Origin of the sequence: Corynebacterium sp., from assembly GCF_030532195.1 — a bacterium.
Classification (GTDB): domain Bacteria; phylum Actinomycetota; class Actinomycetes; order Mycobacteriales; family Mycobacteriaceae; genus Corynebacterium.
This window is the reverse complement of sequence record NZ_JAUNLP010000010.1, coordinates 11444-34586: the sequence shown is the minus strand read 5'-3', so window position 1 is coordinate 34586 and position 23143 is coordinate 11444. Positions and strand designations below refer to the sequence as shown.

The window sequence follows — 23143 nt, the reverse complement described above, 5'->3', positions numbered from 1 at the left end:
ATGTGAATTATGATTCCGATGCTTTCGCTCGCGTCCTCGACCGCGCTCGTGGGGTGCTCTATGGCCAGGTCATTGGGGATAATCTCGGAGCGCTCGTGGAATTTCGCAGTGCCGCAGAGATCGCCGAACGCTATCCAGACGGCGTACGCGAGCTAGCCGATGGCGGCACTCATGGCATCGCTGCCGGGCAGCCAACAGATGACTCCGAAATGGCACTGGCACTGGCGCGCTCTCTGGCGCGCCGCGAAGGCTACGACACCGATGATGTCCGTGAGTCCTATGTGCGCTGGGCCAACTCCGATGCCTTCGATATTGGCCAGGCCACCACAGCAGCGCTTCTCCGCCGTGCGCCAAACCCAAACTCCCAGGCCAACGGCGCGCTCATGCGCATCTCTCCGTTGGCTATCGCGTATTGGTCGAATCCCGCCCGCGCTGGCGAATTCGCGCGCACGGACGCCGCGATTACGCATCCGCATCCGTTTTGTGTCGAGGCGAATGCTCGCTTTGCATCCGCGCTTGCCGACGTCATCAGCGGTGGCTTCCACCAGCCGCGTCGCGGCATTGGCATCAGCGCACTGATGGAATGGTTGGATGCGCAGAGCAAGCAGTGGCTTTCTGAGTGGCAGGGCAGCGGTGCCATGCTGGATAGCGGGCAGCCGGATTTCTCCGTGCATCAGGGCTGGGTGCGCCTTGCGCTGTGGGCACTGCATGAAGAATTGCACCTGGTAAAAGAAAACACCACGACCTTTGAGGACTCGCTAGTGCGAGTCATTGGTCGTGGTGGTGACACCGACACCAACGCGGCAATCGTTGGTGCATTCCTCGGTGGCATTTTTGGTGCCTCCGCTATTCCGCAGCGGTGGCGGGATGTCATTGACTCCTGCTCGCCACTGCGGAACCGCCCGGTGGAGTACCACCCGAATGATGTGGCGCAGTTGGCGGGGAAGTTGGCAGAACTATCGCTCTGACAGCACTTTCGGTTTCGGATGCCGTCAGAGCGAGACGTTCAGCTTTTTATTTTTCCTTCGTTGTGGACTCACGCGGGCTGTCTAATCCATCATCAGCCGATGAGTCCTTTTGGTCGGTGTCGTCATCGCCAGTGCCACCGCCGGCAGCTTCGTCATCATCGGATGACTCGCTGAGCTCATTGGTATGGACGTACCACTCGGTCAAGTGCTCCATGTCCGCTTCGACACCGGCAACAGAGCCGACGCCTTGGCCTTCTTCGGCCTGCTCGACGGCGATTTCGAAGTCATCGCCGTATTCTTCCAGACCTCGGATAACGGCATCGCGCACAGCAGTCTTGGCGAACGTTGTGCGAATAGCCTGTGGGTCAGAGGTTAAGTCCTTCACAAAGGAGAACAACAACCCGATAATGACCAGTGCAAATGGCATGGCTGTCAAAATCGTCAGCGATTGCAGACCAGACAGCGCGCTTTCACCACCGGTGAGAAGCATGACCACGGCAATGCCCATCATCAGCACACCGAAGAAGACCACAACCAGCTTGTTCGGCTCCGGGTCACCCTTGGATGCCATTGTGCCCATCACCACAGATGCCGAGTCGGCGGAGGTGATGAAGAAGATGGCCAGAATAAATATCACCAGGGTTGAGACCACACCACTAAACGGCAGCTCACCAATCATGTGGTAGAGAACCTGCTGTGCGGATGCCGAACCATCAAAGCCCGGAACCAGCTTGCGGGCGAAGTCAATAGCGGTACCGCCAAAGACCGAGAAAGCCAGCATCAGCACGAAAGTCGGCACGATGATGGTGACCAAAATGAATTCACGAATCGTGCGACCACGGGAAATACGGGCAATGAACATGCCCACAAATGGTGCCCAGGCAATCCACCATGCCCAGTAGAACGCAGTCCAGGCAGCTTGGAAGTCCAGAGTTTCTTGACCCCACGACAGCGAGCGTGAGGACATATCCATGAAATTGCCCAGATACGTCAAAATGCTCGATGGCAGTAGGTTGGTCAGAAACAGCGTCGGACCAGTGACGAAGACGAAGAACATTGCCAGGAATGTCAGCATGATGTTGGTATTCGACAAAATACGAATACCCTTCGACACACCAGAGACCGCCGAAATAATAAAACCAATACTCAGCACCAAGATGATGAGCAGCAGCACGGCCATCGATGGAGTGAATCCGGACAGCGTCGAAATACCTTCACCAATCTGCAGCGTTGCAATACCCAGCGAAGCAGCAGTGCCAAACAAAGTGGCCACAATGGCCAGGATGTCGACGGTGCGACCAATCGGACCGTCAGTGCGCTTAAGAATCGGCGCGAACAGTGATGACATCAAGCTAGTGCGACCACGGCGGTACGTCGAATACGCCAATGCGCCACCGACCAGTGCATACAGTGCCCAGGGGGAGAATCCCCAGTGGAAATCCGCCTGTGCGACTGCTCGGTGCAGTGCCTCTTCAGTGCGCGGTTCCACCGTCAGCGGCGGCGGGGAGTGGTAGAAAGCCAGAGGCTCGGACGGGCCGAAGAAGAAAATACCAACACCGATGCCGGCCGCAAACATCATGGCTACCCACGAAAAACGTGAGTACTCAGGTTCCTCATCGTCCTTGCCCAATTTGATGTTGCCGTAGCGCGACATAGCAATGCCCAGCATGACAAGGACACAGACAACCAAAATGACATTGAAGAGCCAACCAAAGTTTTCCAGGCCCCACGACAATGCCGCTGAGGAAACGGACGATACCGTCTCCGGGCTGGTCACACCCCAGATCACAAAGGCGATAATCAGCACGGCATTGACGCCGAAGACGAGCTTGTCCAGCCCGAATTTGTATCGCAGCTCCTCAATACTGAACCCAGGTACCAGTCCTGGGTGCATATTCGCTGGATAAAGCCCAATTGCTCGCTTGGCGCGCATTCCGCGAGCTTTATCCAGCGCCTCATCAAGGGGGTTTACATCCGCCCCTGGTTGCTGTTTTTTCTCGCTTTTCACGTCGTATAACCTTCCGTTTACATGTTCTTTAAAGTTAACTCCTTTTTCGAACTTTGTCTGGTATAGGTAAACGACGTGGCGTTTTACGGTACGCGGTGGGTCCAGCCCTCCGTGCCGTATTTGGTGTCAATGAGATGCTGTGCTGCGGCGAAGTCGTCGTCGGAAAGCGATGCTTCGGTAGCGCCGTAACGGGCGATGAACGTGTCCTTCATCGTGTCGATGACGTCGGCACGGCTGGCGCCGGTCTGGCGGCGCAGGGGATCGACACGCTTCTTTGCGCTGCGCAGCCCCTTGTCGGCAATCTTGGCCTTGCCGATGCGTAGGACTTCCATCATCTTGTCTGCGTCGATGTCGTAGCTCATGGTGACGTGGTGGAGCACGGTGGAACCACGGCGCTTCTGCGCGGCACCGCCGATTTTGCCGCCGTCTGAGGTGATGTCATTGATGGGGACGTACCACGCATTGACACCCAGCTGTGCCAACGCGGCGATGACCCAGCGGTCGAGGAATTCGTAGGATTCCACGTAGCTTAAGCCCGCGACCAGCTTTTCTGGCACGTAGAGCGAGTAGGTGACGCAGTTGCCGCCCTCCATAAACATCGCACCGCCGCCGGAGAGACGACGGACAACCTGCACGTCGTGCTTCTCTACGCCCTCTGGCTCCAGCTCGTTGACGTAGGACTGGTAGGAGCCGATGACGGTGGCGCGGTCCTCCCAGTCCCAAAAGCGCAGGGTAGGGCCACGCTGACCGGAATTGACTTGATCCAAAAGGACTTCATCCAGCGCGACATTCATCACCGTCGGCAGCACACCCGGCTGCAGGACTTCCCACTTCAGATCCGTGAAGTCAACGGCCTCAGTCAGCGCGCGCCGGACAACCTGCGCAATGACGTGAGTATCGAAGCCATGCAGGCGAACGTCGCGGCCGGATTCGGACTCAAAATCCTTCAGTGCGGAATCGAGACGAGCTTGTAAATGCTCCGCATTGTCATCGGCAGGGGCACCAAGGAGCGCGTCATTAATAATGTCGTAGGCCTCGTCGGGTTCCAGGAAAAAGTCGCCCGAAATGCTAATCGACGAAATCGAGTTGTCGGTGGTCTCACAGTCGGCGACAACTAATTTGCCGCCGGGAACCTTCATTTCCGAGTGGAATTTTTGTGCTTGCGTCATAAAACACCATGGTACGCGGGTTGTTATGGCCTAGCGGTTGTGTGACGGTCAATACGCAGCGGTGCGAAAGCCTGACACTGTCAGCGTTTTCCCAACAGTGCGATATGAATTGACACGGATACACCGATGATGGCCAAAGTGAGCCATACCACCGGTTTTGCCGCCAGCACACCGGACAGAATCAAGCCCGCCCACATCAACGTCAATGTGCGAACTTTGTGGCCCGTCGTCATAGTGCCCTCACGGTAATTACGTAAGTAGGGGCCAAACCAACGGTGACTGAGTAGCCAGGTATTAAGCCGGTCCGAGCTGCGTGCGAAGAAAAATGTGGCAGCCAACAGAAATGGAGTAGTGGGGATAAGTGGCAAGAACACCCCTAGTGTGCCAAGACCCACGCACAGCAGTCCCAGAACGATAAGGAGGTGTTTCACGAGGCCCTATTTTAACGGTGAATCAATTGTGAGAACCTTAGGGAGCCACCGTGGTGTGCTGTCCGTTAATCTGAATTGGTGTTTACGTCATCGTCTTTGAACCACCGCGCCCGCAAGATTGTGGCGTGGGTTGCTGGTCTAAATCTGCTCGGATTTTTCATTGAGCTGGTTATCGCCTCGATTATTGGCTCCGCAGCTCTGTTTGCTGATGCAGCGGACTTTCTCGAGGATTTCCTTATCAACCTGCTGGTTCTCACTGCGCTGGGCTGGTCGGTTGCGAGCCGTCGGAAAGCGAGCTTCGGTCTTGCCGGTCTGATTCTGATTCCGGCGCTGGCCGCGTTCGGTACCGCGATTTGGAAGATGTTCAGCGGTGAACCGCCGGAGCCGCATACGCTGTCGATCACGGCGATTATCGCAATGGTGATTAACCTGGTCTGTGCGATTTTGTTGATGAATCTGCGCAAGGCTGAAAGTGCTCTGATGCGCGGTGCGTGGTTGGCGGCGCGTAACGACGTCCTGGCCAACCTGCTGATTCTCGCCGCTGGAGTGGTTACCATTTTCTGGTACAGCGCATGGCCGGACATCGTGGTGGGACTGGTTATCGGTGCGATTAACCTGTCTGCTGCCAAGGAAGTCTACGAACAGGCGCAGGCTGAAGACCCCGAGCTCGAGATGGACGACGCTTAGGAACACGAAAAGCGGCCACTTCAAACACTGCTGAAGTGGCCGCTTTTTTTATTCCCAGGAGTGGTACTTACTTAGCGTCCTCGATGGTGTTTGCGCCTTCCTTGACCCAGAAGTCGCCGTTTTCATCCTTGTAGATGATGTCGCCAGGACGAGCAACCTGAGTGTCGTTGACCTGGAGATGGCGCAGATCCATGGTCTCGATGGTTGGCTCGACGAATTCGCCGCCATCGAACCACTCCTGGAACGCGCGCGCAGCCGTGGAGGAACCGGAGAAGCGGTGCTCCTCGTACTGCTGATCCGGAGCCTTGTTGCAGCTTGCAGCCTGTGCGATGGCTGGGGAGGCAACGGCAGTGCCAAAAACGGCTGCGGCACCGATGGCAACAGCGGCGATGGAGCGAGTGAACTTCATAGTCAATTCCTTCCTAAGTGGTGGATGACAAATGTCGGAAGATTAGTCATCGTTCATTGTCCACATGCAGTGCGTGAGGTTCAGCGGATTAGCCTTTTGGCCAATGCATTTCGGGTGGGGACGGCAAGTGTACGGCAGCAATTACTGCCGCTGCCCATATTGCTGACTTATTACCGCCACTGTGCTTGATTAGGGTCGATGCCTTCCTTGCGCGCCTGGGCTTCGACCAGTTCCAGCAGGTAATTGGCGTGTCCGCCGTAGAACTCGTTAAAGCGAGAGTCGGCAACGTACATACGGGCAAGTAGAACCTGCTTTTCCCGACCAGCCTCATAGAACTGAGTAATAGAGGCCAAGTGGCGGTCTACTAACTGTGCCGCCTCGTCTGATCCTGGCTCCACGCCGCGTTCAGCGGCATCGGCGAGCGCGGTAGTGAAAGCTTGCGCGTCTTCTTTAAAAGCAGACCAGTCGTCGGCATTCATCTTCTTCTGCGCCTGCTGCGACTGTTCCCACTCGGAGGTCTCACCCCAACGCTGCTCGGCTTCGGCCTCAATCTTCTGCCAATCCCTGCCGAGCAATTCGGTCTTCATTTTCGCATCCATGGTGTTTCCTTCCGCAATCAATTTGTCCAGGGACTGCACCATGTGGTGCAGGTCAGCGATCTTCTCAGTGAGAACATCGCGCTGTGCGAGCAAGCGTTCTTTCCGACTGGTCGGTGAGGATTCACCGTGAATGATTTCCTCAATGACCTTCAACGGCACGCCGGCAGCACGGTAGACGAGAATCTCCAGTGCGGTGTCGATATCTGTTTCGGTATAGAGACGATAGTCGGACCAGGTGCGATACTCCGGGCTGAGCAACCCAATGGTGTCCCAATGACGCAGCGTGCGGGTGGTCACTCCCAACAGCTCAGCAGCCTCACCGATGGTGTACTCGTTGTCGTTCTTGCTCACGGGACTTCATCTTTCTGCTTGACGCCACGTCAAGGTCAAGGGCGGGCTGCGAAAGGTTTGCTTGGCTAGATTCCCCCTGCAAGATTAGCTAGTGCAGCAGCCGGAGGCGGTTAATAGCCGCGGCCACTTCCTGAATACGCGGCTCAGCCAGATGCCCGGAGTGGTTAAATTCCGCGCCCGTTTCGAAGAGCGAATAACAAAAATTGTCGTATTCCTGCTCAATAACTTGGGCGAGGTCAGTGTGCCCATCAAGACGTTGGGCGACAGCATTCAGGATGCGTGCAATCGCTTCAGTCTGCGAGGCATCCATAATCTGGCTTACCGCACGCAGATCCAGGTTGTCCTTGCCAATCTGGATGAGCTCGCGACCACGAGCCCGAGGCGGCTTCGGTGGCTTTGGGCCACGTCCACCGCGCCCACCGCGACCACCACGTCCGCCACCGCGACCGTGCTCAGCGCCGGAAGGGAGGTCTGCAGTCAGAAAACGTCCATCTAGCTCGGCAAATGACGGTGACGGAATAGCCGGGGTTGCCGGTTCTCGGAGTTGGTGGGCTCGCAAGGTGACGTCGTAAGGCACGTACGAATCCATCGCGATGACGGTGTCGGCGACATCGATGAACGCGCCGGAGCCACCGGCGACGATGACCGTGGAGATGCCGTGGTCTTCCCACAGTTCGCGGACGCGCGCGACCAGGGGAGTGATTGGTTCGCGGTCATCGGGGACAAGGCGGCGCATGCGCTCATCGCGAATCATGAAGTTGGTCGCTGACGTGTCCTCATCGATGAGTAGCACGCGGGCACCAGCGCCGAGCGCCTCCATCAAACCCGCAGCTTGAGACGTCGAACCCGAGGCATTCGAAGTGGAAAACTGCGTCGTGTCATCGCCGGAGGGCAGGCCATTGATAAACGGCGAAATATTCACACCGGTGATGGCACGGCCGTCCTCGGCACGCAGTGCGGTCGCACTTTTATCCGCGACAACCAGCTCACGGCCATCGCCCGCAGCATGGTCATAAACACCCGTGACCAGTGACGACAGCAGCGTTGACTTGCCGTGATAGCCACCGCCGACGATCAAGGTCACGCCACGGGGAATGCCCATGCCATGGACCTTCTTGCCCGAGGGCAGCTGAAAAGAATGAGCCAAGGACTCAGGGCTCGCAAACGCAGTCGCACCGGACTTGGGCAACTGACTGTTGCCCGCCTTACGAGGCAAAATCGCACCATCCGCCACGAACCCAATCAGGCTCGCATTCTCCACAGTCTTGCGCAAAAACTGCTGGTCATACTCCAATTCCGCTGCCGCATCGAGCGCATCGACGGGCGCGTTCACGATTGCGTCGTCAAGCGCATCCAGCAGATCTTCACAGACCAGTCGCGCTGCCTCGCGCCCAAGAATGCGCCGTCCGCGCGCCGGCAGCTGGATTTCGAAACAGATCTGGAGCGCGCCGTCGTGCTTGACGACGCCGTTTCCGCCCTGCTTGAGTTCTGTGACAGCGGTGCGGCGAAGCACCTCCTGACCTGGAGCATCGATGAACAGGCCGCGAGCGTACCGCTTGAATGAGCGCACGAGGCGCCGGTTGAGTAGATCCAGCTCGGCGGTGCTGAACCGCCCCGGATGCGTGCGTGAGGCGCCGCGATAGTCGAGGATGTCCAGCGGAATCAGCACACGGGCGCGCGATGGTGGGGCAAACGGATCGGATTGAACCTTGTCGATGATGAGCGTTGCATCCAAACCCGGCAGTTCGTGTGAGCCTCGCAGGGACTTGTACGCGCCGTAGCTTTTGCCATCGAGATTGGAAAGGCGCCGGTACAGGTCAGCAGGCATATCATCACTTTCTTAAGCGTGTTGGAGCGAAAAACTCGCGGGGGAATCAGTTTTCCTTCCGCGAGTTTAGTGCGCAGCAAACCGCTGGGGCGATTGCGGTAGCTACTCGCGTCGCCTAGCGACATCCGCATCGGTGGTGCCTGGTCGGTGAATGAACCAAGCGAGCAATGCGGCGAGGACAGTGACGACGAATACTCCGCCGATGAGAATCCAATCTGGGCGAATGTACTGGGATAGCCCCAGGGAGATGAGCTCTCCAGCGGCGCTGTAACGGTCATGAGTGGCCAGCAGAGCCATGGTGATGTGTCCCAGCGCGACACCAATTCCCATGCCGAGCAGTGTTGTGAGCGCTGCTTCAATCGCTGCGATTCGTGCGACCAGTTTTGGTGAGGCACCGATGGAAATCAGCGTGGCGTTGTCACGACGCAAACCGCTAGCAGCCAGGAAGATCACCAGGACAATGGCCACCAGGCTAACGCCGACGATGGCAAGTGAACCGACCGTATCACCGGTGGTATCCCGCAGATAGTGGTTGGGATTAACGCCAATCATGTTGCTGAACTGGGCTGGCAGCTCCTTGGTTACGTCGTCGAGACTATCGATGTCGTAGTCAGCGACGGCCTGATCCAGCATGATGGCGTATCCCATGGTCTGCACCGGAATCTTCAACGTACGGGCTGCTTCTTCTGAGAACACGACGCTGATGTTTGAGATGGGTGGCAGGACTGCTGCAGCGCGAAAGTCCTCCGAGCGTTGCGCACCGTCCGCGGACTCGTCTCCATAGAGTTCGATAGTGGCTTTGCCATCCGTTAGCGAGGTACCGCGCGGTACCAGTACACCGCCGTCGGAGATAACGCGCTGCGCCTCTGCCTTTTCTTCCGCGGACAGCGCCCATAGCGCGACTTCATCCGGCTTTTGCACCACTGCAGTGGACACAATTGCATCCACCGGCGACGACGAGGCAAACCGCGTGATTTCATGGACGCAGTCAGCTGCCGCCTGCGGATCCGTAGCGGCCGATTTGCCGTTGCTACCAACGAAGTCTTCCGGCGTCGTGGCATTGAAATCGAGATATGGGCGAACCGTCGTACAGGCACTTGTGGATTTGATTTGTACCTCGACACCGTCGCTGTCGAGGTAATTAGGAAGGACCTCGCGAAGCTCAAGTATCCGGGACGAATTTACTTTCTCTGCAACGCGATCAGCGGTGGCTCGCAGCTGAGTCTGCAGGTCAGTTGACGCGCTGGCTCCCTCCTGTGAGGGCCGATCCGTGAACAAATTCGAGGTCTGCACAACCACCGTCGGAGATGAGGTGGTCAGTGTCTCTGCTTTCAGATGCGCGCGGGAGTCAGCAGAGCTTCCTACAAGCACAACAGTGCCGACAAAAGTGACACACACAATCGCAGCCACCACGGGCAGAACTCGAGCCGAGCGACGCAGGAGACCGCGGCTAGCTGTGCGCATGGCCAGGGATGAGTTCTGCAGCATTCGCGCAGTACCCAGCAGGATCGCAGGCGTGGAAGCAGCAAGACCAATCACTGTCGCGAGAATAAAAACTGGGGAAGTACTGAAAATCCAGTCCAGAGCAGCGGTTCCTTTAGCAATCACCAGGCCGATAACAATGGCCACCTCGACAGCCAGGATTGTCGGACCGACTGCCATCCATTTACGCCACCCCAAAATTCGGTCTGGTTCCGCGCCGGCAATACCCGCGGCCAATGCGGTGCGGGAAACCATGAATGCAGGAAACAGCGCACTGAGCATGGCGCCGACGACGGTTATCGCCAGGTAACCTGCCAAGTACTTGGGTGCCAGAGTCATTGGCCAATCGGGGTATGTCGCCTTCCAATTGATTGTCTCCACGATAATGCCGATGACCAGGCCTGTTACGCCGCCCAACAGCCCCGTCAGACCTGCGTAGGTCAACACGGCCAATCGAATCTGTCGCGGGCTCGCCCCTTGAGAGCTCATCAGCGCGAACATCCGCGTATGACGGTTGAAGGCGAGCGCGAAGACAGGGGAGAGGAGCAGCAGAATCAGAAGCGCCGCGATGATATACATCGACACGAATACGGCATTGAATAGAGCGTTGGACAGTGCGCCCGGAATGCTGAACTGCAGATTGGGCAGGGATGACTGCTCTGGCTCGGGCGCTCCGGCAATCTTTGTGTCACCGCGTGGGTAGACCGTAAAACCCGCTTTGTTGAGCTGGGTGACATCATCCCAGGTGATCTCCCGAGAAGACATCAGATTCCAATAGGGCAAATCGGAGTCATCCGGCGTGTTTTTAACGGCAAAGACTTCCGCAGCGTCCTTGGCCAATGTGCCAGGGGCAACTGCTGCCATTGGCCCGGGAGAAAAACCGGACACGGTGAGTTTCTGGGAGGACAGCTCAGTGGCGACCGTGACCGAATCACCGATGTCAATCCCCAGATTCTCCGCCATCTGATGTGGCAGAACAATGCCCCCGTTATCGAGCTTGTCGCCATATCCGGCAGGAAGATCCTCAAGTGGCCACTGATCAACAGCGGTCCGCATCGCGCCACCATGACCGCCGCTAATTGAAGCATCAAGAGACAGGTGCAGTCCCGCCTCAATTCCCTCAGGCAGATTGTCCTTCACATACGCCGCAAAATTCGCAGGGTGATTCCGAGCAATTGCCCTGTTTCCCGGGGTGCCATCGCACTGGAAGTCGCTGCCGTCAAAGTTTTGCGTGCATGTGCCACCCTGGTAGTTCAGGGTATATCCCGGCTGCTCATTCGCGATGCTGCGGGAGACTGACTCTGCGTCGATGGTCAGGGCAGAAATTGCTGCAACGGGCAGAGCAATAAGCAGGACCGAGACTATAAGCCGCCATTTCGTGGCAAACATGTCGCGCACGACTGGTCGTGCTGCCGCAATCAGGCCACGCATTCCTATTCACCCGCCTTTGCAGCTGAGCCGAAGTAACGGCGATTGCTCTGCTCAGAGTTATCGCTGGAGAGCTTGCCGTCGCGCATCATGACTACGCGGTCCGCCCAGGAGGCAAAGCGTGGCTCATGAGTGACAAGAATTCCCGACGCCCCAGCATCAACGCGCGAGCGCAAAATCTCCATCACAGCATCACCTGTCGCGGTATCGAGCGCACCCGTGGGCTCGTCGGCAAGCAGCACTTGGCGCGGGCCAATCAGCGCTCGCGCAATGGCGATGCGTTGAGCTTGGCCGCCAGAGACTTCCTCGGGGAAGCGGTCGTCGAAGCCTTTGAGCCCGACTTCTTCCAGTGCCTGACGCGCCACAGCACGGCACTCTTTCCGGCTCATGCCGTCGAGCTCGAGTGGCAGCGACACATTCTCGCTGACCGTCAGTGTCGGCACAAGGTTAAAGTGCTGGAAGACGAAGCCTAAGTGACGACGGCGAAGGCGGGCGGTCTTTTCCGCAGAGAGGTCGCTGACATCATCGCCGTCGATAAGCACGCTTCCCGACGTCGGCTTCTGGAGGAGCCCTGCGACGTTGAGCAGCGTCGACTTGCCGGAGCCACTGGGCCCCATGATGGCGACGAGCTCGCCGGGGTGGAGCGTAAATGACACGTCGCGCAGCGCATGGACCTCGCGTGCGCCCGAGCCAAAAGTGACACAGACGTCGCGCAATTCCAGCGGCATGGGATGGTCGGTAGTGGAGTTGCGTGGGTTATTCATGATTTTTGTCCTGGGTGTTGGCGTTGTCATTGTCGGTGGTCGGTGAGAGCGCTTCGATCCGGTCGAGCCAGCGGAGAATTCCTTCGAGTTCAAAGATGCGGCGCTCGACGTGAAGACGCTCTGCCGTGCGTGACGACGGCAGTTGTGCGGCCTCCGTGGAGAGGCTTCGCAATTGCCGCAGGGTTGCGAATCGCTGTGCATCGAGTAACTCAATGAACACCGTCGGGTCGCGCCGGGCGGCGAGTGTGAACTTGATGACGAGCTCATCACGTGTCGGCCCCGGCTGGTCGATAGTGGCGCCCCACCAACTATTCAGTTCCTCTAGTCCTGCTTCGGTGAGCGAGTACTGACTCACCGTGCGACCATTGGGGGAGGTGACTTCCTGGGAGCTGACGAGGTCATCGCGCATAAGACGCGTCATGGTCTGCGAGACCTGGCCCTGGTTGAGGGTGTAGACACCGCTCATCTCCTGCAAAAACTTTTCGCGGAGTTCGCTGGCGCTTAAGGGTTCCTCACTGAGAAAAGTCAGGAGGGAGTGTTTGATGGGCATGGGTTTGGTTCCTTAGAACTGCTGCTCAACGATTGGTTACTCGGTAACCATGATTCTAGGTTACTGGGTAACTAAGAGTTTCCGCAACGGTTTCTTAAAGACAGGTACCGTTGGAACTATGACTGCTAGTCCCGATGCCGCTCAGCCGGCTGAGTCAGAGTCCAGCTCGCAGCGGACTTCCGCACCTGATAACTCCCGCGCAAATGCCAAGCGCTACGTGTGGGCACATGGCCTGCAAAACGTCGGTGACCAGATTGTGGCGGCTAAGACGTTGCTGCCATGGTTACTGCAATCGGCTGGCGTCCCCGCATTCTTCATTGCAATGCTCGTGCCAATTCGTGAGTCCGGCTCGATGCTGCCGCAGGCTGCATTGACGCCGTGGGTGAAGGCTCGACCTCGCCGTACCAGGGTGTGGAATGTCGGCGCGCTCGGCCAAGCCACGGCAGCAGTACTCATTGGTCTTGCAGCGCTGTTTCTTGAAGGCGTGGCTCTCGGTGTAGCCGTCATTATTGCATTGGCCGGCTTCGCTACCTCGCGTGCACTGTGCTCAATGGCGTCTAAGGACGTGCAGGGACGCACGATTGCAAAGGGCCAACGCGGCCAAATCAGTGGCCGTTCTGCCATGCTCGGTGGTGTCGCTGCCATTTTGGTCGGTGCGCTGCTGTGGGCGTTGCGCGATCATATTTCAAAGCCCCTGGTTGCAGGACTAATTTTCGCAGCTGCGCTGTCGTGGGTAGCGGCAGTGATGATTTTCAAGGGCATTGTTGAGCCGACAAATGACCCAGAATCTGGTGGTCCTAACAGGACATGGTGGCACGATACGTGGCGGCTGTTCGCCGACGACAAGGACTTCCGCGACTTTGTGATTGTCCGAAGTCTGCTGCTGGTCACATCGCTGTCGACCTCGTTCATCGTGGCGCTGAGCGCCGAGGCTGGTGCTGACCTGGATAGTGCTGGGCCTGCAGGCGCTGGTGGTCCGACCGCCAACGTCGGTACTTTCATGGTCGCCGCTGGTCTGGCGTCATTGGTCGGCGGCAAAATTGCCGGCGTCTGGTCTGACCGCTCGTCGAAGAAGGTGATGACCTACTCCTCGCTGATGGGCTCCATTATCCTGTTCCTGCTGGTGGCAAGTGCCCTGTGGCTGCCAAGTGGCGCGAACGGTTGGATCTTCCCTGTGGGATTCTTTGCTATGAGTGTGGTCCACACCGGTGTTCGCGTGGCGCGATCGACCTATGTCGTTGACATGGCAGAAGGGGACAAGCGCACCGAGTATGTCGGCGCAGCCAACACCATTATGGGCATCATGCTGCTGATTGTCGGTGCGCTGTCTGGTGTTATCGCGAGCTTTGGCTCGGCGTCAGCGCTGATCTTCCTCGCACTGATGGGCCTGGTGGGTGTGTTTATGTCCAGCAGGCTGAAGGAAGTTTCCGCGCCGAAGGCGCATCTCCAGAAAACTAAGAGCTAGCTGCTGGCACTGGCGCTGCTTGCCGCAGCGCTTTGCTTGCGTCGAATGACATCAATAATTAACGCCGTACCGATCACGGCCGCGCGCGTTTCCTCGTTCAGGTTTGGCTCCAGGTGCAGGGCATAGGTGTCCTTGCCCGTCAATGCGCCCTTGAGGCCGCGGTACTTCCGGTCAATTTTCGCTATCCGACGACCCTTGCTGTTCAGGGCGTAGTTGCGACCGCGAAAGCCGCCGTCAGCGTCGACGTCGTCAAGCCCCTGAATAGATAGCTGAAGACGGGACTTGAATGAGAAGCGCTTGGTCTTCACCGTGGCAATCTGTGCGCCGGTGGGTTTGATGACCTTGTAGGTGTCGCCGAAGATGTTGGGCGGATCGGTGATGGTCAGCAGCTTGTCGCCGTCTTTGCCATCTTCGTCGATATCGAGAATGTCGTACTTGATACCGAGGCCCACCATGCGGCGCCCCAGACTGCCCGCCTGCACAACGCGGGCAATCGGGGTGCCTTCATCATTGACGATGGAGAATTCACTGCGCATAAACGTCCGTGTTTCGCGAACCACCAGTGTGTTCGTGGTAAACAGCGAGGGTTTGTGCGCACTCATCAATTAGCTCCGATTCTCAGATGTGATGGGGAGGGGGGGGAGAACTTAGAACTCCACGACCATCTTTCCGGTGTTGCCACCGCTGAACAGCTCGAGGAATGCCGACGGCATGTTCTCGATGCCATGGCGTGTAGTGACATCGTAAGCAACCTTGCCGCTGACGACCAGAGGAGCCATCTTCTGCTGGAACTCGCTAGCTAGGTGCAGGTACTTGCCCAGAACAAAGCCACGCAGGGTGAGGCACTTGCCGATGGCCAGGGCCAGGTTGCGTGGGCCAGTCGGAGCCTCGGTGTCGTTGTACTGGGAGATTGCACCGCACATTGCGATGCGGCCGAAGGTGCGCATAGCGCCGATAGCGGCCTCCAGGTGGTCACCGCCGACGTTGTCGAAGTAGAAGTCGATGCCCTCCGGTGCGGCCTTAGCTAGCTGCTCTGCAACCGGGCCGTCGTTGTAATTAAAGGCGGCATCAAAGCCGAGCTCGAGCAGGCGCTTGACCTTCTCGTCAGAGCCAGCAGAACCGATAACGCGGGATGCGCCCATCTGCTTAGCGAACTGGCCAGCAGCCGAGCCAACTGCGCCAGCAGCTCCGGAGATGAAGACGATGTCGCCTTCCTTCATCTCGCCAACAGCAGTCAGGCCCGTGTAAGCGGTAAGGCCAGTAAGACCCAGGATGCCCAGGTAGGCAGCCGCCGGTGCAACATTCAGGTCAACCGGAGTTGCCTCGGAGTCGGCGATAACAGCATTGGTCTGCCAGCCGTAAGAGTGGCGGACAGTATCTCCAACCTTGAATTTGTCCGACTTGGACGCAAGGACGGTACCCACGGCACCGCCGGTCATCGGCTCATCAATCTGGAATGGTGGAATGTAGGACTTCACGTCGTTCATGCGGCCACGCATGTACGGGTCGACTGTTGCGACCTTGTTAGCTACCAAAATGTCGCCGTCGTTAAGCTCTGGCAAATCGACGGTCTCGAGACGGAAGTTCTCGTCGGTCGGCATGCCGGTCGGGCGGGATGCAAGAACCCACTGCTGAGTAGTGGTGGGCAGGTCGGTCGTGGTTGATCCATCAGCGGAAGTCATGATTGTCCTCCTATTGGTTATTCCTAGATTTATCGCCGCGCGGTATGGATAACCGCGCCGTGCAGTCTGCCACTGTACCCCCTTTAGTGGGTTACTGGCTATATCAACATATATTTTTATAGCTTAAAGTGACGAGGAATCCGCAGGTGAAAACGAAGGCGGGGTGGTTTCAATCCAGGAACTGAGCTGCCGAATAAGCGCGTCGAGCTCCGTCAGAATGGATAGATTTGGCAACCGATGGGCAATTACCTCGCGCACTTGCAAGTACCACCACAACTGCTGGCGCGGGGTGGAGTTAAAGCGTTGCCACATCGAGTGCCCATCGTGGTCCAAGTCAGCCAGAGTTTGGCTGAGGTTGTGAAACTTATCCGCGGCGGCCACAATCATGCACTCATCGCGGCCGTGAGCAAGCTGCTCCAAGTAGGCATCAGCGCGCTCTTGCCATGTGGGCAAGGATGAGTCCTTGGTCACGCCTTCGACAATTTCCACGACTCGAGGGCCAAACTCCGCTGCCATTTCTGTGCGGGAGTAGTGGTCTGGTACGTCTTCGAAAATGTCATGAAAAAGCGCTGCCACCAACACGTCTTCGTCGTTGGTCATACTCGCCGCAATCATCATCACCGAAACTGGATGACTGATATACGGCACTCCGGAGGCTTTGCGGTAGTGACCATCGTGCGCTCGTGATGCGGTGGCAATAGCGCGCAGGAGCCTGCCGCTCGGCAGTGCCGTGGCAAGGGCGCTGGCTTGAAGCATTCGTATCTCAACCTTTCATGACTCCCCTTAGAAATAGCACCGTCTAAGCTTGAACATCATGAACGTCGCTGAAGTAGATCCACTCATTGAGTCGATGTACCGCTGGTCCGATGTCAGCGGTGTCCTGCTCATGGGCATAATCGGCGGCACCATAGCCAGGCAGCGCGGCTACGACATCATCGGTTTCTTCTTTATCGCGCTGTTCTCCGCACTCGGCGGCGGCATGATCCGCGATGTGCTGATTAATCAAGGCACAGTCGCGGCAATGAGCCAGCCGGAATATCTCATCTTGGCATTTACCGGCGCACTGATTGCGCGCTTTGTCTATTTTAAGGGCAAGACCTGGGAATATGTCCAGGTCCACGGCGATGCGGTGGTCTCAGGACTTTGGGCGGCAACAGGTACCGTCAAAGGTGTCACATATGGACTGCCAATTCTGCCGTGCATCATGATGGGCGTTTTTACCGCTACCGGTGGTTCCATGATTCGCGATATTGTCACCGGGCGCGTGCCGGCTGTCTTCGGCGGCAATCAACCGACGGTCATTCCAGCCGTGGCGTGTGCGGTGATCGTTATTGTCGGCCACCACTTGGGCTTTTTGGCCGTGGCAATGGTGATAGGTCCGCTGGTGAGCATCGCTCTATCACTGGTGGGGTACTGGGGAAATTGGCGTGTCTCTGCCCGCTCCGACTGGGCACCGCTCAATGACACAGCAGCGCAGATTGCCGTTCTCGCCCGCCGAGCCGAGGGCAAAGGCCGTGAAGTCGGACGTCGCTTCGAGCCAGCGCGCATCCGCAGCTGGCGCCACCGCCAGATGGAAAAGGCACTGCAGCGTCGCATTGAAGCTGAAGTGGATCGGGGAGTGTCGCGTTCCGACGCCGAGGCCGACGCCGAGGAGTTCCTCGAAGAGTTCAATGCGGATTTTCCAGCGGATTCGCCTGTGCCGACGGCGCAGCACGATTCAGCGACAGAAGATAGCGAAGAATCCGACTTCGGTGTCGATATCTCCGGCGATTCTTATGATGACTACGGAGAAGATACAGCACTTCGGCAGCGCGAATACCGACAGATGCTGGATCAAATTCTCGCTGACGATGAGGCAACCGATTTGCTCGTCGCCAAGCTTATGAAGAAATACGGCGAGCGGGAATAGACGAGTGTGAGGAGAAACAGAGGCGTGAGCGAAATGGCGACGAAGACTTCTAGCAGGCATTTCGGCCACATTATTAAAGAACACACAATCCAAGTTCCGTGGGATCCCTTTGCGGATACCGGTTCGAAGGCCGGTGCGGAGACATTTGAGCTCTTTGCCCGCGAGATTTACGCGCCGGGAAATGAGAATGCACCGGCAATTGTTTATTTACAGGGTGGGCCCGGTTTTCCAGCGCCTCGCCCAGTCAATGCCAGTGGGGTAATTGGCGCAGCTCTTAAAGAATTCCGTGTCATTCTCCTAGACCAGCGTGGCACAGGACGCTCGCACCGAATTGATGCGGCAAATATTGCAGATATTCCTGCCGAGCGGCTCGCTCAATTGCGCCAGGAATACATAGTCGAAGATGCGGAAGCATTGCGCGAACACTTGGGAATTGAAAAGTGGTCGCTCTATGGTCAGTCCTTCGGTGGATTCTGCATTACCTCGTATCTCAGCCGCCATCCGGAATCGGTGGAGCATACCTACTTAACAGGCGGTTTGCCGGTTCTTGACCAGGGTGCGGATAATCTTTATCGCACTACCTTTGCCAAATTGCGCACGCGTCACCAGAGGTTTTACCGGGAATATCCGTGGGCAGAGAATCGTATTCGCGAAATCTGCGCACACCTGGATGCCTCCGCGGAATACCTGCCAACTGGCGAGCGTCTCAGCTCCCGTCGATTCCGCACAATCGGCATTGAATTAGGCCGTAGTGATGGCTTCCACAATTTGGCGTATCTCCTGGAAGAACCATTCCGCATTCGAAATGGTGAAAAGCAGCTGCGCACTGACTTTCTTGCCGATGTCGGCGCCCGTGTCAGTTTCGCCGACGGTCCACTGTATGCCGCAATTCATGAATCCATTTATGGCGGAGTCGGGGGCCAAAAGGTTACTAATTGGTCTGCCCACCGTATCCGCGAGGAAATTCCAGGTTTCGAGGAAAACGCCAATCCTACAGGCAACGAGCCGTTCTATCTCACCGGCGAGCACATTTTCCCCTGGCAATTCGATGAAGACCCGGCGCTGATTCCGCTAAAGGAAAAGGCCTATGATTTGGCGCAGCACGTCTGGGAAAACTCACCGTATGACTCGGCGCGATTGCTTTCCGACGCTCCGACCTCGGCAGCCGCCATTTATCTCGATGACATTTTTGTACCGTTTGAATACTCTCTGGCCACAGCAGAGCAATATCGAGATTTGCGGCCGCGCGTAACCAATAAATTCCAGCATGACGGTATTCGCCACGACGGTGCCGCTATCTTTACTACGCTGCGGGGTCTGATTGAAGACCACTAGTTACGGGTTGCACCGTCTATGCTGGTTGCCATGTCTTCAGCAGAATTCTGGGATGAGAAATTCACCGCCGATAGTCAGGCGGCAAGCACCGGTTCGACCTCCGTCTTCGGCGGCCACCCCAATCCAACTATCAAACAGCAAGTAGAGGTTATTCGGAAGGGATTTTCCGGCACCCCGCGGGCGCTGGATCTAGGATGCGGCCGTGGCCGCCACACTGTGTGGCTGGCCCAGCATGGGTGGGACACAACCGGCATGGATTTCTCACATGTCGGTTTGGAGCACACGGCCGAAGCGCTGGCCGCTGAAGGGCTTTCGGCAAAACTAGTGCAGCAGGACCTGGCGCAGTGGCAGCCAGAGCCGGGCAGCTTTGAGCTGATCGTGGCCGCATTTATTCATCTGCCACGCAAAGACCAGGAGCACCTGTGGCGAGCGGTTGCCGAAGCTCTTACCCCTGGCGGCTACTTCGTCTCAATCTCACATCATCCAGACAATCAGGGACACGGGCCACGTGACCCTGAGGTTCTCTACACTGCCGGTGATGTCACCGAATTCTTTGCCAATGAGCCACAGAGTCTCGAAGCGGTCGTGTCGCAGCGTGCCGTCGTAAAGCACGCTGATGGCGGGGACGTTGTCGATACTATTGTGGTGCTGCGGAAGACCTGCGGGGAGAACTAAGCCGTCGTTTCCGAATCGGCTGCGCGTACGAGCCTTGCGAAAGCGCCGTTGGTAGCTAGGAGCCCGTCGTATGTGCCTCGCTCGACAAGCTGGCCGTTTTCGATGACCAGGATGTCATCGGCGTAGGTGAGTGTGTGGAGCCGATGCGCGATGAAAATGCAAGTTGCGCCGCACGTACGGGCATTTTCCACAATGCGGGCCTGAGTCAGCGGATCTTGGTGACTGGTCGCTTCGTCGAAAATGACAATTTTTCCGGTGAGGTCGGTGGTGGGGGAGCCGTCGGCAAGCGCAGCGCGTAGATATGTACGGGCGAGCGCCAGGCGTTGGCGCTGGCCGCCACTTACATCCCCGGCCCGCCGGCTGATGGGGCGGTCGAGCGGAATGTCGGCGGGATCGATGGCAGCCAGTTCGAGGGCCCAGTGCATGAGGGACTCTGGAACTTCGCAATCGTCGGGGGCACTGAGGCGAAGGTTGTCGGCGACGGTTCCTTCCATAAGGAATGGGTTCTGATCTGCGAGAACAACCATTCGACAGACGTTGTCAGAGCCGAGGTCGCGCGCATCGTGCCCGCCGATGATGACCGCACCGGTATCCGGATCAACATGACGTTGAATAAGTCGAGCGAGCGTGGATTTGCCGGAGCCCGTCGTGCCCACCACGCCGACGAAGCTTCCCGGGGTGACGCTCATATTGATATCGGATAGAGCTGGATAATCAGCATGTGGGTAACGGTAGCTGACGTTGTGCAGCTCAAGAGCCGGAATCGCGGTGCCGCTGACCTGGGCGGCTGGGGTGCGAGGTGCCACCGGCTGCTCTGGTTCCGTCACGCTTGGAGGCTGCGCTGCAAGCTGCCTGATACGCGTGACAGCTTGCAAGCCTGCAGGCAACGAGGATGCGAGTCGGTCAATCGAATCCATCGATGACGCGGTGCCGGCCACCAGCGTCGTAGCGATCAGAACCGCGGGAAGCATGTGAATATCGGCAGCTAGAGTTGGCAGACCAGCGCAGAAGACTGCAACGGAACCGCCCCACACCCGCAACGCCGTCGCACCAGCGCGGAGGCCTGCCCGAGTACCGCCCGCCTGCACCTGGGTGGCGAGTTGTCCATCGAGCTCACGCAGCCCTGAAAGCCTCGTAGCTGTGGCACCGTAGAGGAGGATTTCCTCGCGAAGTCGCAGAGTATCGGCAATATATAGCGCTATCTCAGTGCGCGTGGCAATCGTTGCGGCAGCTTCTGCCGTCGCCTTCGACGAGCCTGCCAGTGCAATCACGAACCCCACAACAAATGTCAGCGATAATACTGCTGCCGATAGCAAGCCCGCAGTGGCCACAGCTGTCACAACCGCCAGTAGCGGAATAAGCACAGCCGTTACCGCAGGCGCAATCGTGTGCGCGAAGAAGACTTCCACACGGTCCACATCGCGAATGGCAATAGTGTGAATCCGTGCAGTCCCCAGCCCGTCCGTCACTGCTGGGGCCTGTGGGATGAGCCGTGTCACAATCCACAGCCGCAGCTCGCCGAGCAGGTGAAACGCTGCCAAATGCCCCAGATACTGCTCAACATAACGCAGAATCGCCTTGAAAAGCGCAAGCCCCGCGACCGCGCTAATCACCGTCAGAGTCCACTGCACCGTCATGCTTTGCGACGAACCGGTTGCCCGCCACTCCGCAAGCGCCAGCCTGGCAATCGCCCAGGTAGGGACGGCAAGTGTGAGAGCTCCAAGGATATGCCCGGTGACTCGCGCAAGGATGGATGCACAGAGTGCTCCGCGCGCCTTGGCGGAGAGGCGAAGGAGCCAGATGATGTTGTTCATGTCAGTTCTCCTTTGACATCGCGCGTGCGAAATACGCATTGTGCTCAGCAACATCTGCCGGGCGCCCCTGGACCACGACACGGCCGTTGTCGATAACAATGACCAGGTCGATGTCAGACAGCGCCTCAGGTCGGTGAGCCACCGTGATGCTGGTCCTGCCAGCACAAAGATGGGTGAGGGACTCCTTGATGAGACCTTCTGTCCGACGATCAATGTCCGCTGTCGGCTCGTCGAGAAGCACGATGGGGCAGGGGTTGAGCAGACCGCGAGCGATGGCGAGGCGGCGTCGTTGCCCGCCCGAGAGCCAGTGCCCTTGGTCGCCGACTGCGGATTCGAGCCCGCCGGGGCGTTGCTCGATGTCGGAAAGCAGCTGCACGTCACGTAGTGCCTCACGCATGTCGACGGCGGTTGCGTCCGGGCGTGCGATGCGAAGATTGTCCGCGACGGTAGTGCCGAAGATGCCGGGCTGTTGAGAAATCAGGAGCGAAGTGGAAAGCAGTTCCGCTGTCGTGCGAACGCTGCCGTCGATGTACACCTGACCGGAGTGCGCTTGCAGTCCTGCTAGAACGCGCAGCAGGGTGCTCTTGCCCGAGCCGCTGGGGCCGACGATGCCGACTCGGCAGCCCGCCGGAATTGTCAGATTGATATCGGAGAGAATTCGCCTGGAACCGATGGAGACATCGACATTTCGCAGTGAAATTTCGGATGCATTCTGCGGGGAATGCTGAGAAGCAGAAAGGGAAACGCCTTTTGTAGCTCGAGTGAACTGCGAATTGTACGGTGCCGGAGCTCCACACAGTTCCACAATTCCATTTCGATGTGTGCGCCCACCTAACCCAATGTAGAAAGTGCGGCCGACGCGATTGACTGGTTCGTACAGCAATACGGATAGAAATATGCCGCTGAGGGCCGCGCCGGCACTGATTGCATTCCCGTGCAAGCGAAGAAGAATGAGACCTATCGCAGTCGTGGACATTGCGATGCCGAAAACTGCATCATTGACAATAATCATCAGCTGATTTCGCGCCAGAAGTGCAGTGAGTTCATTCATTGCACTCCGCGTTTGAGCTGCGAATCGTGCCATCACATTGTCAATTGCGCCGAGTACCTTGAATGTGCCAAGGCCATCGAGCATTTCTAGGTAGGCGTGCGTCGCCTTTGCTTGCTTTCTGCGGTAAGTCGCATTGGACTTTCGTAGAATCTTTCCGGAGCCGATAATGATGAGTGGCACCGAGGCGAAAAACAGCGCCAGCCACAGTGCGGTTTTTGCATCGACGAACAATGTCCAGATTGCCAAAACGATAAGTGGCGAACTAAAAGATGCGAGTGTCGGTGCGAGAAATGTTGCACGGTATTTCGCGGTCTGTTCAACACTGGTGGTCGCGACATCGAAGAGCATGCCTTCACTCGATGCAACGCGCTTGCCGTGAGATATGCCGTGCTTCGTGTGTTGTCCCAGTTCATGGGCCGTAAAGTCGGGCTGCAGCACGCGCCCCACTACATGGGAGCGCCACAGCTTTTCCTCCTGGCCAGCACATCGCGCCGGTAGAGTCTCCATGACATAAGCACAGATACTTGCCAGTATCGCA

The 23143-nt window shown here is 57.7% G+C and carries 20 protein-coding genes; 6 read left to right on the top strand and 14 right to left on the bottom strand.

Annotated elements, in window-relative coordinates; genetic code table 11:
- Positions 1–2 precede the first annotated feature (2 nt).
- The gene (locus tag Q4E11_RS09790) at positions 3–968 is read left to right on the top strand and encodes an ADP-ribosylglycohydrolase family protein (protein WP_303165449.1); all 966 of its coding nucleotides are present in this window, start codon (positions 3–5) and stop codon (positions 966–968) included.
- 46 nt (positions 969–1014) lie between these two features.
- Here the strand turns inward: Q4E11_RS09790 and Q4E11_RS09785 are convergent, their stop codons facing one another.
- The 3 genes from Q4E11_RS09785 to Q4E11_RS09775 form a co-directional block, all read right to left on the bottom strand.
- The gene (locus tag Q4E11_RS09785) at positions 1015–2901 is read right to left on the bottom strand and encodes a BCCT family transporter (RefSeq protein ID WP_303165448.1); all 1887 of its coding nucleotides are present in this window, start codon (positions 2899–2901) and stop codon (positions 1015–1017) included.
- A 158-nt stretch (positions 2902–3059) separates the two neighbouring features.
- Entirely contained in the window at positions 3060–4145 is a 1086-nt protein-coding gene (locus tag Q4E11_RS09780) for a biotin/lipoate A/B protein ligase family protein (RefSeq protein ID WP_303165447.1), read from the bottom strand.
- An 80-nt stretch (positions 4146–4225) separates the two neighbouring features.
- Positions 4226–4576: a YbaN family protein gene (locus Q4E11_RS09775; protein WP_303165446.1), complete on the bottom strand. Its 351-nt coding sequence runs from the start codon at positions 4574–4576 to the stop codon at positions 4226–4228.
- A gap of 78 nt (positions 4577–4654) precedes the next feature.
- Between Q4E11_RS09775 and Q4E11_RS09770 the strand changes: the two genes are divergently transcribed.
- Entirely contained in the window at positions 4655–5263 is a 609-nt protein-coding gene (locus Q4E11_RS09770; RefSeq protein WP_303165445.1) for a cation transporter, read from the top strand.
- A gap of 67 nt (positions 5264–5330) precedes the next feature.
- Here the strand turns inward: Q4E11_RS09770 and Q4E11_RS09765 are convergent, their stop codons facing one another.
- The 6 genes from Q4E11_RS09765 to Q4E11_RS09740 all read right to left on the bottom strand — a co-directional run bounded on the left by Q4E11_RS09765 (position 5331) and on the right by Q4E11_RS09740 (position 12674).
- Positions 5331–5672 carry a hypothetical protein gene (locus tag Q4E11_RS09765; RefSeq protein ID WP_303165444.1) on the bottom strand — a complete coding sequence of 114 codons (342 nt, stop codon included), beginning with the start codon at positions 5670–5672 and terminating at the stop codon, positions 5331–5333.
- A gap of 170 nt (positions 5673–5842) precedes the next feature.
- The gene (locus tag Q4E11_RS09760) at positions 5843–6622 is read right to left on the bottom strand and encodes a MerR family transcriptional regulator (RefSeq protein WP_303165443.1); all 780 of its coding nucleotides are present in this window, start codon (positions 6620–6622) and stop codon (positions 5843–5845) included.
- Between the two features lie 88 nt (positions 6623–6710).
- The gene (locus tag Q4E11_RS09755; RefSeq protein WP_303165442.1) at positions 6711–8450 is read right to left on the bottom strand and encodes an ABC-ATPase domain-containing protein; all 1740 of its coding nucleotides are present in this window, start codon (positions 8448–8450) and stop codon (positions 6711–6713) included.
- Positions 8451–8552: 102 nt separating this feature from the next.
- On the bottom strand, positions 8553–11363 hold the full coding sequence (locus Q4E11_RS09750; protein ID WP_303165441.1) for an FtsX-like permease family protein: 2811 nt from the start codon (positions 11361–11363) through the stop codon (positions 8553–8555).
- 2 nt (positions 11364–11365) lie between these two features.
- Positions 11366–12124, bottom strand: a complete 759-nt coding sequence (locus Q4E11_RS09745) for an ABC transporter ATP-binding protein (protein ID WP_303165440.1) — start codon at positions 12122–12124, stop codon at positions 11366–11368.
- A complete protein-coding gene (locus Q4E11_RS09740) occupies positions 12117–12674 on the bottom strand; it encodes a PadR family transcriptional regulator (RefSeq protein ID WP_303165439.1) in 558 nt (185 codons plus the stop codon). The genes Q4E11_RS09745 and Q4E11_RS09740 overlap by 8 nt, the downstream gene beginning before the upstream one ends.
- Positions 12675–12792: 118 nt before the next feature.
- Here Q4E11_RS09740 and Q4E11_RS09735 point away from each other — a divergent pair, with 118 nt between their 5' ends.
- Positions 12793–14139 carry an MFS transporter gene (locus Q4E11_RS09735; protein ID WP_303165438.1) on the top strand — a complete coding sequence of 449 codons (1347 nt, stop codon included), beginning with the start codon at positions 12793–12795 and terminating at the stop codon, positions 14137–14139.
- On the opposite strand, the gene Q4E11_RS09730 is transcribed toward Q4E11_RS09735, so the two are convergent.
- The 3 genes from Q4E11_RS09730 to Q4E11_RS09720 form a co-directional block, all read right to left on the bottom strand.
- Complete coding sequence (locus Q4E11_RS09730) at positions 14136–14741, bottom strand: LURP-one-related/scramblase family protein (RefSeq protein WP_303165437.1); 606 nt, start codon at positions 14739–14741, stop codon at positions 14136–14138. The two genes, Q4E11_RS09735 and Q4E11_RS09730, sit on opposite strands and share 4 nt — an antisense overlap.
- Before the next feature lie 45 nt (positions 14742–14786).
- Entirely contained in the window at positions 14787–15821 is a 1035-nt protein-coding gene (locus tag Q4E11_RS09725) for an NADP-dependent oxidoreductase (protein WP_303165436.1), read from the bottom strand.
- Between the two features lie 123 nt (positions 15822–15944).
- Positions 15945–16577, bottom strand: coding sequence for an HD domain-containing protein (locus tag Q4E11_RS09720; protein ID WP_303165435.1), 633 nt, complete (start codon positions 16575–16577; stop codon positions 15945–15947).
- A 58-nt stretch (positions 16578–16635) separates the two neighbouring features.
- On the opposite strand from Q4E11_RS09720, the gene Q4E11_RS09715 reads away from it, so the two are divergent.
- From Q4E11_RS09715 to Q4E11_RS09705, 3 genes are read left to right on the top strand one after another with little or no spacing between them, the layout of a single operon-like run.
- Complete coding sequence (locus Q4E11_RS09715) at positions 16636–17730, top strand: trimeric intracellular cation channel family protein (protein WP_303165434.1); 1095 nt, start codon at positions 16636–16638, stop codon at positions 17728–17730.
- A gap of 33 nt (positions 17731–17763) precedes the next feature.
- Positions 17764–19065, top strand: a complete 1302-nt coding sequence (locus tag Q4E11_RS09710) for an alpha/beta fold hydrolase (RefSeq protein WP_303165455.1) — start codon at positions 17764–17766, stop codon at positions 19063–19065.
- 30 nt (positions 19066–19095) lie between these two features.
- Positions 19096–19740, top strand: coding sequence for a bifunctional 2-polyprenyl-6-hydroxyphenol methylase/3-demethylubiquinol 3-O-methyltransferase UbiG (locus tag Q4E11_RS09705; protein WP_303165433.1), 645 nt, complete (start codon positions 19096–19098; stop codon positions 19738–19740).
- On the opposite strand, the gene Q4E11_RS09700 is transcribed toward Q4E11_RS09705, so the two are convergent.
- Positions 19737–21554 carry an amino acid ABC transporter ATP-binding/permease protein gene (locus Q4E11_RS09700; protein WP_303165432.1) on the bottom strand — a complete coding sequence of 606 codons (1818 nt, stop codon included), beginning with the start codon at positions 21552–21554 and terminating at the stop codon, positions 19737–19739. The two genes, Q4E11_RS09705 and Q4E11_RS09700, sit on opposite strands and share 4 nt — an antisense overlap.
- Position 21555: 1 nt before the next feature.
- A complete protein-coding gene (locus Q4E11_RS09695; protein WP_303165431.1) occupies positions 21556–23112 on the bottom strand; it encodes an ABC transporter ATP-binding protein in 1557 nt (518 codons plus the stop codon).
- Positions 23113–23143: the final 31 nt, after the last annotated feature.